This window comes from Streptomyces sp. NPDC026092 (genome assembly GCF_040638605.1).
Taxonomy (GTDB): Bacteria; Actinomycetota; Actinomycetes; order Streptomycetales; family Streptomycetaceae; genus Streptomyces.
Window position 1 is genome coordinate 152,056 of sequence record NZ_JBEZYN010000017.1, and the last position, 15,262, is coordinate 167,317.

14 protein-coding genes and 1 pseudogene are annotated in these 15,262 nt (G+C 71.2%); 6 read left to right on the forward strand and 9 right to left on the reverse strand.

Features of this window, described 5'->3' with window-relative positions; genetic code table 11:
- Positions 1 to 149: 149 nt before the first annotated feature.
- The 3 genes and pseudogenes from AB0F56_RS26245 to AB0F56_RS26255 form a co-directional block, all read left to right on the forward strand.
- Positions 150 to 662 (forward strand): annotated as a pseudogene (locus AB0F56_RS26245) (phosphatase PAP2 family protein); the annotation flags it as partial.
- A 103-nt stretch (positions 663 to 765) separates the two neighbouring features.
- The gene (locus AB0F56_RS26250; protein WP_362013818.1) at positions 766 to 1,737 is read left to right on the forward strand and encodes a decaprenyl-phosphate phosphoribosyltransferase; all 972 of its coding nucleotides are present in this window, start codon (positions 766 to 768) and stop codon (positions 1,735 to 1,737) included.
- Between the two features lie 52 nt (positions 1,738 to 1,789).
- A complete protein-coding gene (locus tag AB0F56_RS26255; protein WP_362013819.1) occupies positions 1,790 to 2,710 on the forward strand; it encodes a YihY/virulence factor BrkB family protein in 921 nt (306 codons plus the stop codon).
- On the opposite strand, the gene AB0F56_RS26260 is transcribed toward AB0F56_RS26255, so the two are convergent.
- A complete protein-coding gene (locus AB0F56_RS26260; RefSeq protein WP_362013821.1) occupies positions 2,625 to 3,899 on the reverse strand; it encodes a D-alanyl-D-alanine carboxypeptidase in 1,275 nt (424 codons plus the stop codon). The genes AB0F56_RS26255 and AB0F56_RS26260 overlap by 86 nt on opposite strands.
- A 157-nt stretch (positions 3,900 to 4,056) precedes the next feature.
- Here AB0F56_RS26260 and AB0F56_RS26265 point away from each other — a divergent pair, with 157 nt between their 5' ends.
- From AB0F56_RS26265 to AB0F56_RS26275, 3 genes are all read left to right on the forward strand, one after another.
- Positions 4,057 to 4,302 (forward strand): hypothetical protein, encoded by a 246-nt coding sequence (locus tag AB0F56_RS26265; protein WP_362013823.1) that lies wholly within the window; start codon positions 4,057 to 4,059, stop codon positions 4,300 to 4,302.
- A gap of 12 nt (positions 4,303 to 4,314) precedes the next feature.
- Complete coding sequence (locus AB0F56_RS26270) at positions 4,315 to 5,601, forward strand: metallophosphoesterase (RefSeq protein ID WP_362013824.1); 1,287 nt, start codon at positions 4,315 to 4,317, stop codon at positions 5,599 to 5,601.
- A gap of 203 nt (positions 5,602 to 5,804) precedes the next feature.
- Positions 5,805 to 7,358 carry an ABC transporter substrate-binding protein gene (locus tag AB0F56_RS26275; RefSeq protein WP_362013895.1) on the forward strand — a complete coding sequence of 518 codons (1,554 nt, stop codon included), beginning with the start codon at positions 5,805 to 5,807 and terminating at the stop codon, positions 7,356 to 7,358.
- A 77-nt stretch (positions 7,359 to 7,435) separates the two neighbouring features.
- On the opposite strand, the gene AB0F56_RS26280 is transcribed toward AB0F56_RS26275, so the two are convergent.
- The 8 genes from AB0F56_RS26280 to AB0F56_RS26315 form a co-directional block, all read right to left on the reverse strand.
- Positions 7,436 to 8,221: a TetR family transcriptional regulator gene (locus tag AB0F56_RS26280; protein WP_362013825.1), complete on the reverse strand. Its 786-nt coding sequence runs from the start codon at positions 8,219 to 8,221 to the stop codon at positions 7,436 to 7,438.
- Between the two features lie 11 nt (positions 8,222 to 8,232).
- Complete coding sequence (locus tag AB0F56_RS26285) at positions 8,233 to 8,664, reverse strand: DCC1-like thiol-disulfide oxidoreductase family protein (protein ID WP_362013826.1); 432 nt, start codon at positions 8,662 to 8,664, stop codon at positions 8,233 to 8,235.
- A gap of 10 nt (positions 8,665 to 8,674) precedes the next feature.
- The gene (locus AB0F56_RS26290) at positions 8,675 to 9,109 is read right to left on the reverse strand and encodes a hypothetical protein (RefSeq protein ID WP_362013828.1); all 435 of its coding nucleotides are present in this window, start codon (positions 9,107 to 9,109) and stop codon (positions 8,675 to 8,677) included.
- A gap of 157 nt (positions 9,110 to 9,266) precedes the next feature.
- Positions 9,267 to 11,399 carry a DUF4132 domain-containing protein gene (locus AB0F56_RS26295; protein WP_362013830.1) on the reverse strand — a complete coding sequence of 711 codons (2,133 nt, stop codon included), beginning with the start codon at positions 11,397 to 11,399 and terminating at the stop codon, positions 9,267 to 9,269.
- 114 nt (positions 11,400 to 11,513) lie between these two features.
- The gene (locus tag AB0F56_RS26300; RefSeq protein WP_362013831.1) at positions 11,514 to 12,071 is read right to left on the reverse strand and encodes a hypothetical protein; all 558 of its coding nucleotides are present in this window, start codon (positions 12,069 to 12,071) and stop codon (positions 11,514 to 11,516) included.
- 171 nt (positions 12,072 to 12,242) lie between these two features.
- Positions 12,243 to 13,001 (reverse strand): succinate dehydrogenase iron-sulfur subunit, encoded by a 759-nt coding sequence (locus AB0F56_RS26305; RefSeq protein WP_362013833.1) that lies wholly within the window; start codon positions 12,999 to 13,001, stop codon positions 12,243 to 12,245.
- The gene (gene sdhA, locus AB0F56_RS26310) at positions 13,001 to 14,755 is read right to left on the reverse strand and encodes a succinate dehydrogenase flavoprotein subunit (protein WP_362013834.1); all 1,755 of its coding nucleotides are present in this window, start codon (positions 14,753 to 14,755) and stop codon (positions 13,001 to 13,003) included. The genes AB0F56_RS26305 and sdhA overlap by 1 nt, the downstream gene beginning before the upstream one ends.
- 25 nt (positions 14,756 to 14,780) lie before the next feature.
- Complete coding sequence (locus AB0F56_RS26315; protein WP_329116889.1) at positions 14,781 to 15,257, reverse strand: succinate dehydrogenase hydrophobic membrane anchor subunit; 477 nt, start codon at positions 15,255 to 15,257, stop codon at positions 14,781 to 14,783.
- Between the last annotated feature and the right edge of the window lie 5 nt (positions 15,258 to 15,262).

A 15,262-nucleotide genomic window follows, 5' to 3' on the forward strand; every position in this document is an offset into this window, starting at 1 on the left:
TGATAAAAGGAGTGTCAGGAAAGAATGCCGTGCGGTCGGCGAGCCGCCGCGCCAGAGTCGTCTCCGGTCGGCTGTCAGCGCGACCACAGCTCGACCGGGTCGACGGCGTCGGTGGCGTCGCCGACCCGGCATCCGGGGAGGCGGAGCCGATGCGACACGTGGACGTGGCCGGGGCCGAGAGGCGGCTGTTGGCGGCCCTGCGCGGCTGCGGGCACCGCCCGCCGGTGGCGACCGCCGCCCGCGCGCTGTCCTTCGGCGGCGAGCACGGCGCCCTCTGGCTCGCCGCCGGGCTCACCGCCGCCGCGGTGGACCCGGAACGGCGGGCGAGCTGGCTGCGCGGCACGGCCCTGATCGCCGGGGCACACCTGGCCAGCATGGGCGTCAAGCGGGTGGTACGGCGGCCACGACCGGCCACCGCGGAGTACGCGCCCCTGGTCCGTACCGCCGGACGGCACTCCTTCCCCAGCTCCCACGCGACCTCCGCCGTCGCCGCCGCCGTCGCCTTCGGCGCCCTGCACCCGACAGCCCGCCGCCTCGCCGCACCCGTGGCCGCCGCGATGTGCGCCTCCCGCCTGGTCGTCGGCGTCCACTACCCGACGGACGTCGCGGCGGGCGCCCTCCTGGGCGCCGTGACGGCCACCCTCGGCCGCGCCTGGCTCCGGGCACCAGGACCCGCCTGCACCCCGCCCCACGCGCGCGTGGCACCCGTACCCCAGGCGGCACCGAACCTCGTCAAGGGCGCCGTCGCCCTCCGCGGCGGTGGCCGTGACTGACCGCGCCACCGGCCTCGCCGCCGTCCTCGACACCCCCGCCCCCGTACCGGAACGACAGCGCGGCCACGCCGGCCGGCAGACGGCCGCGACGGCCGCCGGGCTCGTCAGGACCGCGCGGCCCCGCCAGTGGGTCAAGAACGTCCTCGTCCTCGCCGCCCCCGTCGCCGCGGGGCAGCTCGCCTCGTGGCACACGGCCGCCCGACTCGCCCTCGTCTTCGCCCTCTTCACGGCCGCGGCCTCCGCCGTCTACCTCGTCAACGACGCCCGCGACGCCGCCGCCGACCGCGCCCACCCCGTCAAACGCCACCGCCCGGTCGCCGCGGGACTCGTCCCCGTACCCCTCGCGTACGCCACCGGCGCGCTCCTCGCACTCGGAGCGGCCTGCGCGAGCGCGGTCCTGTGCAACCCCATGACCGCCGCGCTCCTCGTCGCGTACCTCGTCATGCAGTTCGCGTACTGCCTGCGCCTCAAGCACGTCCTCGTCGTCGACCTCGCCGTCGTCACCACCGGCTTCCTGATGCGCGCGATGATCGGCGGGGTCGCGCTCTCGATCCCGCTCTCCCGCTGGTTCCTGATCACCACCGGCTTCGGCGCCCTCTTCATGGTCGCCGCCAAGCGCTACTCCGAGGCCGTCCGGATGGAGGCCGCACAGGGCGCCACGCGCGCGTTGCTCACCCAGTACACGACCGGATACCTGCGCTTCGTCTGGCAGTTGGCCGCCGGCGTCGCGGTCCTCGGCTACTGCCTGTGGGCGCTGGAGAGCGGCGGCGTCGCCACCGGCACGCTGCTGCCCTGGCGCCAGCTCTCCATGATCGCGTTCATCCTCGCGGTCCTGCGCTACGCCGTCTTCGCCGACCGGGGCGCCGCCGGAGCCCCCGAGGACGTCGTCCTGCGCGACCGCCCCCTCGCGGTCGTCGGCCTGGTCTGGGCGGCGATGTACGGCATGGCCGTAGCGGACGTGTGAGGCCGCCGGCCGCACACGGTATCTGTACGAGATCAAGGGGTACGCGTACGACATGGACTGGCTGACCAAGCTCCCCGTCATCGGACCCTGGGTCACGCGGCTCATGAAGACGCACGCCTGGCGTTCGTACGAGACCCTCGACGCCGCCCACTGGACCCGGCTCGCCGCCGCCATCACCTTCATCAGCTTCCTGGCCCTGTTCCCGCTGATCGCCGTCGCCGCGGCCGTCGGCGCCGCGCTGCTCAGCAAGGAGCAGCTCGACAAGATCGAGGACAAGATCTCCGACCAGGTCCCCGGCATCTCCGACCAGCTCAACATCGGCGGGCTCGTGGACAACGCGGGGACGATCGGTCTCATCGCCGGCGCCCTGCTGCTCTTCACCGGCATCGGGTGGATCGGCTCGATGCGGGACTGTCTGCGCGCGGTGTGGGGGCTCGACGACCAGGACGAGGGCAACCCCTTCGTACGCAAGGGCAAGGACGCGCTCGTCCTGTTCGGGCTCGGCGCGGTCGGGCTCTGCTCGCTCGCCGCGTCCTGGCTCGGCTCCACAGCCGTCGGCTGGAGCGCGGACCGGGTGGGAATCTCCGGCGAAGGGGCCACCGGGATCCTGCTCCAGGTGGCCTCCGTCGCCGTCGCCGCCGTCGCGGGCTTCCTCGTCCTGCTGTACCTGCTGACACTGCTCCCCGGCGTCCAGCCGCCGCGCCGCCGCCTCGTGGTGGCGGCGGTGATCGGCGCGATCGGCTTCGAACTCCTGAAGCTGCTGATCGGCGGCTACATGCGGGAGGTCGCGGGCAAGTCGATGTACGGCGCGTTCGGCGTCCCGGTCGCGCTGCTGCTCTGGATCAACTTCACCGCGAAACTGCTGCTGTTCTGCGCCGCATGGACGGCTACGGGGTCACGCTCGGCTCAGAGCTCTCCGGCTCCTGCTCCGGAGCGTCCGGCCGGGGGCGGCGCAGCGGCCAGCGACGGTTGACGAGGAACACGGCCCCCGCGAGCACCACCAGCACCCCGCCGATGACGGCGAGGGCGGTCCCCACGCCCCCGGACTTCGCCGCCGCGACGTTCGAAGCGGTGTCCGGCGCGTTCTTGCCCGGCGCGGGCGTCGAACCGCCGCTCTCGGTGCCCGGCGTCGTCCGCGCCGACTTCGGCGGGACCAGCTCGCCGACCGGCGTCACCTTCCCGGTCGCCGCGAAGCCCCAGTCGAGGAGCCGCGCGGTCTCCTTGTAGACGGCGTGCTGCTCCTTGGAGGACGGGTTGAGCACGGTCACCAGCAGGACCTTGCCGTTGCGCTCCGCGACGCCCGTGAACGTGGAGCCGGCGTGCGTCGTGTTGCCGTTCTTGACACCGGCGATGCCCTGGTACGCCGGGACACCGAGGTCTCCGGTCAGCAGCCGGTTGGTGTTCTGGATCTCGAAGGTCTCGCGCTTCTTGCCCGGCTTCTGCTCGCCGGGGAAGGCGGCGCGGGCGGTCGCCGCGTACTCCCGGAAGTCCGCCTTCTGCATGCCGCTGCGGGCGATCAGCGTGAGGTCGTACGCGGAGGAGACCTGGCCCGGAGCGTCGTAACCGTCCGGCGAGACGACGTGCGTGTCGAGGGCCTGGAGCTCGTCGGCGCGGGCGTTCATGTCCGCCACGGTCTGCGGGATGCCCTGGTTCATCGAGGAGAGCACCCGCACCGCGTCGTTGCCGGAGCGAAGGAAGACACCGAGCCAGAGGTCGTGGACGGTGTAGGTCTGCTTCTCCTTGATCCCGACCAGACTGGAGCCCGAGCCGAGCCCGGCCAGGTCCTGGGCCGTGACGGTGTGCGTCGCCGTCCTCGGGAACTTGGGCAGGACCGTGTCCGCGAAGAGCATCTTGAGCGTGGACGCGGGGGCGAGCGGCCAGTGGGAGTTGTGCGAGGCGAGCACCTGCCCGCTCTCGGCGTCCGCGACGATCCACGACCGCGCACTCAGCTCCTTCGGCAGCACCGGCGCCCCGGGCCCGAGGTTCACCTGCGTACCGGGCCTGCTGAGCAGCGACCCGCCGACGGAGGACATGAGGGCGGGCGGCTTGGGCTGCTGGTCCTCCTTGTTGTCCACCGTGTCCGCGTGCGCGGGGGCGGTGGCGAGGAGCGGGAGCAGCGCGGCAGCAAGGACCGCGCGAGCGGTCTTCTTCGAAGCAGACACGATCGAAAACGTACAGGCACCACCGAACGAACCGAACCCCGCCCGGCGCTTCCCCCGAACCCGACCACCCGGACGCACACGCCCCCGCTCCACTCGGCCTCCCACCCCCGACCGCCCCGCCGCCGGGGCCTGTGCGGCGGGCGGTGATACTGGGGCCATGAAGCTCAGCCGGCCGGTCTCCTGGTTCCTGCTCGCCTTCGGAGTGTGGAGCTGGTTCATCTGGATCACTTTCGTCAAAAATCTGTGGAACGACGGGAGCGGTCTCGCCTTCGACGACGCGGGCGATCCGACGGCCTACTTCTGGGTTCATCTGCTGCTCGCCATCACGTCCTTTGTCCTGGGGACGGTGGTCGGTGCGATCGGGTTGCGTGGCGTGCGCGCATTGCGGCGCGGGCGCGGATAAGGGGTGGGGCGCGTGCTCGGGTTTCTGGTGGGGGCTGTCGTGGTCCTCGGCCTGCTGGGCGGGGTTCACCGGTATGTGTGGCGGCGCCTTGTGCGCGATGTCACCGCGCGGGGGAGCGTGGCTCGGCGGCTGGGCACGGCCGCCGCGTTCGTGCTGCCCGCGCTGGCCGTCGGTGCCCTGGTCTCCTCACGGGCGGGCGCCCCGTTCTGGCTCCAGCAGGTCGTGGCCTGGCCCGGGTACCTCTGGCTGGCCCTGCTGCTGTACCTGACCCTCGCCCTCGTCGTGGGGGAGGCTGCCCGGCCCCTTCTGCGGCGTGTGCTCGAGCGCCGGGCCCCGGCGGCCCCGGCTCCCGCGCAGGCCCCGAGCGCCGTCGAAGCCCCCGCGACCGTGCCCGCTTCCGCGCCCGCCCCGGCGCCGGAGGTGCCCGAGGCGCCGGAAGCGCCCGAGCCGGTCGTCACCGGTGGCACCGCCGTGTCCCGGCGGCTGTTCGTGTCGCGGGTCGTCGGCGGGGCCGCGGCCGCCGCCGCCGTGGGGACCGTCGGGTACGGGACGTACGGCGTGCTGCGCGGGCCCGGCGTCAAGCGGGTGACCGTGCCGCTGGCCAAGATTCCGCGCGCGCTGCACGGGTACCGGATCGCCGTCGTGTCCGACATCCACATCGGGCCGATCCTCGGCCGCGCGCACACCCGGCGCATCGTGGAGACCATCAATTCCACCCAGCCCGATCTGATCGCCGTCGTCGGCGACCTCGTCGACGGCACCGTCGAGAACCTGGGCTCCGCCGCCGAGCCCCTCGCGCGGCTCCGGGCCCGGCACGGCTCGTTCTTCGTGACCGGCAACCACGAGTACTTCTCCGGCGCTGACGCCTGGGTCGACCACGTCCGCGAGCTCGGCCTGCGCCCGCTGCGCAACGCGCGCCTGGAGACCGCGGCCGGCTTCGACCTCGCCGGGGTCGACGACATCGCCGGCGAGGCCGAGGGCCAGGGCCCCGACTTCGCCGCCGCGCTCGGCGACCGCGACCGTGCGAAGGCCGCCGTCCTTCTCGCGCACCAGCCGATCGTGATCGACGACGCCGTCCGTCACGGCGTCGACCTCCAGCTCTCCGGCCACACCCACGGCGGCCAGCTCTGGCCCGGCAACTACCTCGCCGAGCTGGCCAATCCGACCGTCGCCGGGCTCGAGCGGTACGGCGACACCCAGCTGTACGTGTCGCGCGGCGCGGGTGCCTGGGGCCCGCCGGTCCGGGTGGGCGCGCCCTCCGACATCACCGTCGTCCAGCTCGCCTCCCTGCAGGCGTAACCGGCCGGCGCGAGCGGAAGGTGTCACTCATCGCGCCGGGGGTGATACGTACCGTTCGACCTCCGGATTCGCATCCCGGACATATGCCTGCATCGTGAAGGTTTCCTCTTCCACTTGTGAAGCCCGTGTGATTGGGTGACGCCATCGCGGCATGGCTCGGCGCCGTCGCGGCAGGGGTGGGCTCGAAAAAAGGAAGCACGGCGATGCGGTCGACGGTCCGTCTTCGGATCCTCATCACTTGTGGAGTTCTGGTGGTCGCCGGGGTGGGCGGCTGGCAGCTGCTTCCCTCGGACGATGTCAGGACCGATCCGATCACCATCGGCACCACGGACGAGGTGACCTCGCTCGATCCGGCCGCCGCGTGGGACGCCGGTTCCTGGGCGATGTACAGCAACGTCTACCAGACGCTGCTCAGCTTCAAGCCGGGTGTCATCACGCCGGTCCCGGACGCCGCCGAGAACTGCAAGTTCGTCGGCGCGAGGCTCACCACGTACCAGTGCGAGCTCCGGGACGACCTCACGTTCTCCAACGGCCGCAAGGTGACCGGCGAGGACGTGAAGCACTCCTTCGAGCGGATCCTGGACATCAAGTCGGACACGGGTCCCGCGCCGCTCTTCCCGACCCTCAAGAACGTCGTGGCCGACGGGCAGAAGGTCACCTTCAACCTGAACAGCCGGGACGCGACCTTCCCGTTCAAGCTCGCCACGGGCGCCGGCTCCATCGTCGACAGCAGCCAGTACCCGGCCAAGAAGGCGCGCGAGGGCGTCACGGCCGACGGTTCGGGGCCGTACGTCCTGAAGGAGTTCAAGCCCGGCGAGAGCGCGCGTCTCGAGCCCAACCCGAAGTACCGGGGCGCGGCCAAGGCCGGCCATACGGTCGTCGTGAAGTACTACAAGGAGTCCGAGCAGCTCGCGGCCGCCTGGAAGGCCAAGCAGGTGGACATCACGCACCGCCAGATGCCGCCGGAGTTCCTCTCCCAGGCGGGCGACGGCAAGGACTCCGCCCGGATCACGGAGGCGCAGACCGCCGAGATCCGCAATCTCTACTTCAACGTGAAGCCCGGCTCGCCGATGGCCAAGAAGGAGGTCCGGCAGGCCGTCGCCGCCGTCATCGACCGCCCGGCCATCGTCACCGGCGCGTACCACGGCACGGTCGAGCCGCTGTACTCCCTCATCCCGCAGGGCTTCAACGGCCACAACACCTCGTTCTACGACGCCTACCCCGAGCCGTCCAAGAAGAAGGCCAAGAGCCTCCTCAAGGACGCGGACATCGAGACGCCGGTGAGCTTCACCCTCGGCTACCGCAAGGACGCCACGTACGCGGCCGAGGCGAAGGAGCTGCAGCGGCAGCTGGAGTCGACCGGTCTGTTCAAGGTGGAGCTGGTCGCGGCGGAGTGGCAGGAGTTCCAGAAGGCGTACGCGAAGGGCGAGTACGACGCGTACCCGGTGGGCTGGCTGCCCGACTTCCCGGACTCCGACAGCTTCACCGCCCCGCTCGTGGGCGCGGGCAACGCCATGCACAACGGCTTCGCCAGCAGCAAGATCGACTCGCTGATCTCGGCGACGCAGCAGTACAGCGACCGGGCGGCGGCCGCGAACGACTTCGAGGACATCCAGACGGAGGTCGCGAAGGACGTGCCGCTGGTTCCGCTCTGGCAGAAGAAGGACTACGTGCTCGCGACGACGGAGGTCGCCGGCTCGCAGTACCTCACCGACGGCACCGGGGTCTGGCGGCTCTGGGAGCTGAGCTGGATCTGACGTCCGTCTGCCCTGCAGCCCGAGGGGCCCCGAGCCGTGCACCGGCTCGGGGCCCCTCGGCTGTTCCTCGTCGTCCCTCAGGACTCCTTGGCGGTCTTGGTGCGCTTGGGCTTGCCCGAGGCCGCCATGCCGGCCGCCGTCGGCATGAAGTCGGCGAGCAGGTCGTGGGTCTCGCGCACCAGCGGGCGCAGCAGCCGGAAGCGGGAGAGGTGGATCGCCCGGGCGGTGACGGGCGCGAGGCGCTCGACGAGCCGGCGGCTGTTGGCGCAGCCCTCGGAGCGGTCGTACACCCAGAACAGCACCAGGCCCATCTGCTGGAGCCAGAGCAACTGGGGGAGCGGCTCGGCCAGTTCGGGGTCGATCTTGACGCTCGCCCCGGAGATGACCCGGCGGTGGACCTCGATCGCGGCCTCGCGCGGGCCCTCCGACTCGGGGGAGAAGGGGCTGAGCGGGCTGTCCGGGTCGGCGGCGTTCTTGAAGAACTGGGAGGCGAACTCGTGGTACGGCTCGGCGATGTCGAGCCAGCCGAGGAGGACCCCGCGGATGCGGGCCGTGAGGTCCTTCTCGTCGCTGGCCAGGATGGATTCGACGGCCGACTGGTGTTCCTCGGCGATCCGGTCGTAGAAGCCCTGGACGAGGTGTTCCTTGGACGCGAAGTAGTAGTACGCGTTGCCGACGGAGACCCCGGCCTCCTGGGCGATGGCCCGCATCGTCGTCTTGTCGTAGCCGCGCTCCTTGAAGAGCCGGAGGGCGGTTTCGAGGATCAGCGTGCGGGTCTGTTCGCTCTTCGCGACCTTGGGCTGCGCGGCGGGCTCGGCGGCCTCCGCGGGCTCGGCGGGCTTCTCTTCCTTCACGTCCTTCACAGTCCCCGAGCCTAGCCGGGCGCGCCGGGTGCTTCGCAGCGCCCGTCCTCGCAGGCGGGCCCGCCGGTCGGTCCGCCGGCCTTGAGCGCCTCGCGCCACTTGGCGGCGGCGAGGACGGTCACCCGGGCGAAGGGCTGCCCGGCCGGGGTGGCCAGCCAGGCGGCCCTGGGCCGGTGGTCGGCCAGGGCCCAGAGGCAGACGATCCAGGCGGCGGTGGAGGTGTAGATCTGGCCCCGGTCCCCGATCACGGTGATCTCCTTGAGGGTGGCCGCGTGGTCGAGGCCGGGGAAGCGGCGCCTGGCCTCCTGCGAGGCGGCCGGGACGAGGTCGAGCGGCACGAGCTGACGCTGCCGCAGGAGCCAGTGCCGCAGATGGACGCAGAGCGGGCAGTCGGCGTCGTAGAGCACGGTGAGGCGGTGTACGGGGGTGCCGGTCCGGCTCATGCGTCCTCCCTCACGCTTCGGCGACGGGCGGTGCCCAGGGGCCCTTGGCGGCGGGGCCTGTCCAGCCCTGCGGGGGTACCGGCGGGACCTGTTCGCGCTCCATGACGCCCCGGCGGCGGATCTTGTTGAGGACGTAGACGTTGCCCAGGTGCATCACGCCGAGGACGAGGAGCACCACGCCGAGCTTGACGGACAGGGCCTCGAAGAGGGCCCGGGCGTCGACGACGGCCTCGTCCTGGCTGAGGTAGAGGGCGACGAAGCCGAAGTTGACCAGGTAGAAGCCGACCACCAGGAGGTGGTTCACGGCATCGGCGAGCTTCTCGTTCCCGTGCAGGACGTCGGAGAGGAAGATCCTTCCGTTGCGGCTGAGTGTGCGGGCGACCCAGATGGTCAGAGCCACGCTGATCAGCAGGTAGACGATGTACGCGACGACAGTGAGGTCCATGCCCCACCCTCCCTTGAACGCGTTCAAATGCTTTCTGGGCATGACTGTAGACCCCCACTTGAACATGTTCAAGTGGGGGTCCTGGGTGGGTCTTGGGGTGGGTCCTGAGGTGGGTCCTCAGGTGGTGCTGTACGGCGGAACTCCCGTGCGGCTCCCGCTACTCGGCGTCCGTGGACGCCACGCTCGCGAACAGGTCGACGTCCCGCAGCGCCTCCGACAGAGCGAGCGCAGGTACGTCGGTCAGCGCGGCCTCCTGCCAGGCGCCGCGCGCCCCCGCCGAGGCCCTGGCCCTGCGCCGCTCGAAGCGGACCGGGCCGGTGGAGCAGTGGGAGGCGAGCCCGTTCTCCCGGGACAGCGGGTCGACCGGCTCGACGAAGAGCAGCGCCCGCCAGAACGCGCCCTCCCCGACGGGCAGTTCACCCGGGCGCGGCAGCTCCCGCACCACTTCGGCGGAGTCGCCGTCGCTGAAGAACCCCAGGTGGTCGCCGGTCCAGCCGCGCTCGGCCATCAGCGCCCTGGCCCGGTCGTAGTGCAGGACCCGGCCGGCGAAGCGGTCGGAGTGGGCTCCGGCGGCCACCTCGGCGGGTGCGAGCACGTACACCTCGCGGAAGACCTGCTGGAACGGCTGGGCCTGCTCCCGCCCCGCGAACTCGGCCCGCCACTCGGCGATCTCCTCGCCGTCGGCCCGGAGCGGGTGCCACAGCCGCAGGCGAGCCCCCGGGGCGACCGGGAGCGCGGTGCCGTCCGCACCGGCCAGCGCCCAGCCTCCGCCGGTCCGCTCGGGCAGCCCCGCCGTCCAGTGCCCGTCGCCGTCCGGGTCGGCCTCCCAGAGCAGCGCCCGGGCGACGGCCCCGGTCACCGGATGGTCGATGTAGTACCGCTCCCAGTCCTCCGTCGGCCAGGTCGTCCCCGCCGCCAGATGCTCCTCCAGGCGGGACCGCTCCACGGCCAGCAGGGTCCGCAGCTCCTTGAACCCGGCCCTGAGCGGTGCAAGCCGCTCTCCATGCGCCTCCCGGACGGGCTTCGGCGCGGACTTCAGGACCTGGCCCTGGGGGCCCCGGAACGACAGCGCGGCCACGCCCGGCTCGCTCGCGGCGAGGACCGCCGTGTACTCCCCGAACTCCTCCTCGCGCACCCCGCGCGCGTCGAGCCCGTGCGCGGGGACGCCGCGCTCGCGCAGCATCGACGGCGTGAGCCCCGACCGCCCCGCGACGGTCTCCAGGGCCTTGGCGGTCGCCTTCAGGATCGTCCGGTTACGGACGCGTCCCCGGACCCGCCCGAGCCACTGGACGGCCTCCTCGGCCCGGACGCCCTCGAACTCGCCGAGCACCGCCACGGCCGTCGAGGCCAGCGGCTGACTGCGGCACTCACCCCCCGATCCGCCGAGCCCGGTCCCCGCGTGCAGGGCGACGGCGCCCGTCACCGGAGCCGCCCACGCCGCGTCCAGGTCGAGCGCGGTCCACAACAGGCCCCGTACCAGGCAGGTGTTGGTGTCGCCCGCGATGCCCCGGACGATCACGCCCCAGGGGTTGAGATCGGCCACCGTGTGCTCGGGCTGTGCGGCGATCCCCTCCAGCAGCCGCCGCACCAGCTCGGCACCCGACTCGGTCTCCGCCAGGAGCGCCGAGGCCCGCCTGCGCCAGGTCCGGGTGGCCCGGACCTTGTCCACGAGCACGCAGTGCGCCAGGAAGGCGACCACGCCCCTTCCCGCCAGCAGTTCGGCGTGCGCGGCCCGCATCGCCGGACCGTACGCGTCCAGGCCGTCGAGCAGTTGGCGCGGCAGCCGGCCCTCGACCAGGGGCGTCTCGCGCCGCAGCAGGGCGTCGATCCGGTCCCGCGGCCCCGCGAACTCCTTACCGGCGTGGACCCGCAGATTCTCCACCGCCCGCCGCAGGGCCCGCAGGCGCGGCCGGTCGTACTCCTCGACCTGCTCGGCCGCCGCGAGCGCGAGCGGCACCAACGCCCCGAAGTTGTTCCGCAGTTCGTGCGGCGCGACCTTGGCCTCCGGCCCCGCGAGGCGCCCGAGCAGCAGGTCCGACTCCGCCGTCGACCAGCCGAGCTCCTGCCCCGCCAGCCGCTCCAGCGCCCGCTCCAGGACCGGCTCCCGGCCCCGGCACGCCCGCGCGTGCATCAGCAGAGCGAACTCCCGCCGGGCCACCGGGTCCAACGCGTCGACCAGCGCCTGGACCGCCCCGCCCGTGTCCTCCCCGGCCTCCCCGTCCTTGCCCGCGTACTTGTCCGACTCCAACGCCGCGTTCAGCCTGAGCCCCAGGCTCGTGGTCCCCACCATGGGTATGAAGGTAGGGGACGCCGCCGACACTGCCTCCTCCCGTGTCCCCCTGGGCGACGACAGGAGCCGGAAGCCACCCCGACGTACCGCCCCGGGCCAGTCCCTGAGAAACCCTCAGATGCTCAGCGAACGCGCATAGTTCAGCTGCCCCATGACCCAGTGGATCGTGTCCGGCCCCCGCGCCGGGATCATCGTGGCGTGGTGCCGGCCGCCGCTCGTCACGGTGACCTGGATGAAGCCGGTCGTCTGCTTCTCCTTCATCAGCAGGAACAGCAGACCCAGCAGGCACAGCACGAAGAAGATGATGGCCAGCACGATCGCGACCGTCGGGATCTTCTCCTCCGTCCGCGACATGTCCATCGCGTTCCACACCGCGCCCCTGAGCGGCATCTGACCGGCCGGGGTGATGATCTGGTCCCCGACGACCGTGATGTCACCCAGGCTCAGCAGCGGCGCGCCCCCGGCCATCCCCGCCGGCGGGTACTGCGGCGGCACCGGCAGCCCGCCCGCGAGGGTCGGCTCGTACCCGCCCGGCGTCCCCGCCTGCGGATACCCGTAACCGGGCCCGTATCCGGGCGTCCCCGCCTGCGGATAGCCGTAGCCCGGGCTCCCCGGCTGCTGCCCGGGCCCCCACTTGTACTCACCGTCCGCGTAAGGGTTCGGCTCGCTCATCTCTCCCCGCTTTCTCCCGCGACAGCCGCCAAAGGCCACCAACGCCAAAGGCAACCGACGACAAGGGCAACCGACGACAAGGGCCACCAACGACAAAGCCCGCTTCTGCACGCATGAGCGTACAGAAGCGGGCCTCGCCGCACTGAGTGCCGACCGATCGCCGGCCAGGTGTCAGAAGCGGCGCGTGATCAGCGCGCGCTTGACTTCCTGGATGGCCTTCGTGACCTCGATGCCACGCGGGCAGGCGTCCGTGCAGTTGAACGTCGTGCGGCAACGCCACACGCCGTCCTTGTCGTTCAGGATCTCCAGGCGCTGCTCGCCCGCCTCGTCGCGCGAGTCGAAGATGAAGCGGTGCGCGTTGACGATCGCGGCCGGGCCGAAGTACTGCCCGTCGTTCCAGAACACCGGGCAGGACGACGTGCACGCGGCGCACAGGATGCACTTGGTGGTGTCGTCGAAGCGCTCGCGGTCCTCGGCCGACTGCAGACGCTCACGCGTCGGCTCGTTGCCCTTGGTGACCAGGAACGGCATGACGTCCCGGTACGCCTGGAAGAAGGGCTCCATGTCGACCACGAGGTCCTTCATCACCGTGAGGCCCTTGATGGCCTCGACCGTGATCGGCTTCTCGGGGTTGATGTCCTTGATCAGCGTCTTGCAGGCGAGCCTGTTCTTGCCGTTGATCCGCATCGCGTCCGAACCGCAGATGCCGTGCGCGCACGAGCGGCGGAACGTCAGCGAGCCGTCGATGTCCCACTTGATCTTGTGAAGGGCGTCGAGCACACGCTCCTTCGGGTCGATCTCGATCTGGAAGTCCTCCCAGACCGACGCGTCCGACACCTCGGGGTTGAAGCGCCGGACGCGCATCGTGACCGTGATGTACGGGGAGGCGGCGGACTCCGCCTCGACCTTGTCCAGTACGGGGGTAGCCATCAGTACTTACGCTCCATCGGCTGGTAGCGGGTCTGGACGACCGGCTTGTAGTCGAGACGCACGGTCTCGGAGCCGTCCTCGCCGACCTCGCGGTACGCCATCGTGTGGCGCATGAAGTTGACGTCGTCGCGGTTCGGGTAGTCCTCGCGGTAGTGACCGCCGCGGGACTCCTTGCGCGCCAGGGCCGAAACGGCCATGACCTCGGCCAGCTCGAGCAGGTTGCCCAGCTCGACGGCCTCCAGCAGGTCCGTGTTGAAGCGCTTGCCCTTGTCCTGGATGGACACGTTCTCGTAGCGCTCGCGCAGTTCGGCGATCTTCTCGACGGCCGTCTTGATGGTCTGCTCCGTACGGAACACCATCACGTTGGCGTCCATCGTCTCCTGGAGCTCACGGCGGATGTCGGCCACCCGCTCGCTGCCCGTGGAGTTGCGCAGCTTCTCGATCTGCGCGACGACGAGCGCCTCGGGGTTCTCCGGGAGCTCGACGTAGTCGTGCTTGGCGGAGTACTCGGCGGCGGCGATGCCGGAGCGCTTGCCGAAGACGTTGATGTCGAGCAGCGAGTTGGTGCCCAGACGGTTGGCGCCGTGCACCGACACGCAGGCGACCTCGCCGGCCGCGTACAGGCCCGGGACGACGGTGGTGTTGTCCGCGAGGACCTCACCCTCGACGTTCGTCGGGATGCCGCCCATGGCGTAGTGCGCCGTGGGCTGGATCGGGATCGGGTCCGTGTACGGCTCGATGCCGAGGTACGTACGGGCGAACTCGGTGATGTCCGGGAGCTTGGCGTCGAGCTGCTCCGGCGGAAGGTGCGTCAGGTCCAGGTAGACGTGGTCGCCCTCGGGACCGCAGCCGCGGCCCTCGCGGATCTCCGTGTAGATGGAGCGCGAGACGACGTCACGGGACGCGAGGTCCTTCATGACCGGCGCGTACTTCTCCATGAAGCGCTCGCCGTCCTTGTTGCGGAGGATGCCGCCCTCACCGCGGGCGCCCTCCGTCAGCAGGATGCCCATGCGCCAGATGCCCGTCGGGTGGAACTGGAAGAACTCCATGTCCTCCAGCGGCAGGCCGCGCCGGAAGCAGGCCGCCTGGCCGTCACCCGTCAGCGTGTGCGCGTTGGAGGTCACCTTGAAGAACTTGCCCGTGCCGCCGGAGGCGTAGATCACGGCCTTGGCCTGGAAGATGTGGATCTCGCCGGTGGCCAGCTCGTACGCGACGACGCCGGCGGACTTCTTGACGCCGTCGACCTCGGTGATCAGCTGGTCCAGGACGTAGAACTCGTTGAAGAACTCCACGCCCTCCTTGACGCAGTTCTGGTACAGCGTCTGGAGGATCATGTGGCCGGTGCGGTCCGCGGCGTAGCAGGACCGGCGGACCGGGGCCTCGCCGTGGTTGCGGGAGTGGCCGCCGAAGCGGCGCTGGTCGATGGTGCCGTTCGGGGTCCGGTTGAACGGCAGGCCCATCTTCTCCAGGTCGAGGACGGCGTCGATGGCCTCCTTCGCCAGGATCTCGGCGGCGTCCTGGTCGACCAGGTAGTCACCGCCCTTGACCGTGTCGAAGGTGTGCCACTCCCAGTTGTCCTCCTCCACGTTGGCGAGCGCGGCGGCCATGCCGCCCTGCGCGGCGCCCGTGTGGGAGCGGGTGGGGTAGAGCTTCGTCAGGACGGCGGTGCGGCTGCGCTTCGTCGACTCGATGGCGGCGCGCATGCCGGCGCCGCCGGCTCCGACGATGACGGTGTCGTACTTGTGGATCTTCATGACGTGGATTACCTCAGCCCCGTGCCTAGCGGATGTTCGGGTCGAAGGTGAAGATCACCAGCGTGCCCAGAAGGATGGTGAACACCGTGGCGGTGTACAGCAGGCCCTTGAGCCACAGGCGCGTGTTGGCCCGCTCCGCGTAGTCGTTGATGACCGTGCGGAGGCCGTTGGCGCCGTGCAGCATGGCGAGCCAGAGCATCAGGAGGTCCCAGACCTGCCAGAACGGCGAGGCCCAGCGGCCGGCCACGAAGGCGAAGCCGATCTTGGAGACGCCGCCGTCGAGGAAGAGCTGGATCAGCAGGTGGCCGAGGACCAGGACGACGAGGACGATGCCCGAGAGGCGCATGAAGAGCCACGCGGCCATCTCGAAGTTGCCTCGGGTCGCCCGCGGCGTCTTGCCGGTGCGCTTGCGGGGGGCCTCGATGTACGGGGCCGGGTTGTCCACGTCGTAGTGGGCGGCGCCCTCGACGGGACCGATCGCGGAAGTGGTGTCAGCAGACATGTCTG

What these genes read in the sequence shown, in the direction of transcription:
- AB0F56_RS26265 (WP_362013823.1), top strand. Translation starts at nt 4,057, where the DNA reads ATGAAGCTCAGCCGGCCGGTCTCCTGGTTCCTGCTCGCCTTCGGAGTG.
- AB0F56_RS26305 (WP_362013833.1), bottom strand. Translation starts at nt 13,001, where the DNA reads ATGGCTACCCCCGTACTGGACAAGGTCGAGGCGGAGTCCGCCGCCTCC.
- AB0F56_RS26255 (WP_362013819.1), top strand. Translation starts at nt 1,790, where the DNA reads ATGGACTGGCTGACCAAGCTCCCCGTCATCGGACCCTGGGTCACGCGG.
- AB0F56_RS26315 (WP_329116889.1), bottom strand. Translation starts at nt 15,257, where the DNA reads ATGTCTGCTGACACCACTTCCGCGATCGGTCCCGTCGAGGGCGCCGCC.
- AB0F56_RS26295 (WP_362013830.1), bottom strand. Translation starts at nt 11,399, where the DNA reads ATGGTGGGGACCACGAGCCTGGGGCTCAGGCTGAACGCGGCGTTGGAG.
- AB0F56_RS26290 (WP_362013828.1), bottom strand. Translation starts at nt 9,109, where the DNA reads ATGGACCTCACTGTCGTCGCGTACATCGTCTACCTGCTGATCAGCGTG.
- sdhA (WP_362013834.1), bottom strand. Translation starts at nt 14,755, where the DNA reads ATGAAGATCCACAAGTACGACACCGTCATCGTCGGAGCCGGCGGCGCC.
- AB0F56_RS26275 (WP_362013895.1), top strand. Translation starts at nt 5,805, where the DNA reads ATGCGGTCGACGGTCCGTCTTCGGATCCTCATCACTTGTGGAGTTCTG.
- AB0F56_RS26300 (WP_362013831.1), bottom strand. Translation starts at nt 12,071, where the DNA reads ATGAGCGAGCCGAACCCTTACGCGGACGGTGAGTACAAGTGGGGGCCC.
- AB0F56_RS26285 (WP_362013826.1), bottom strand. Translation starts at nt 8,664, where the DNA reads ATGAGCCGGACCGGCACCCCCGTACACCGCCTCACCGTGCTCTACGAC.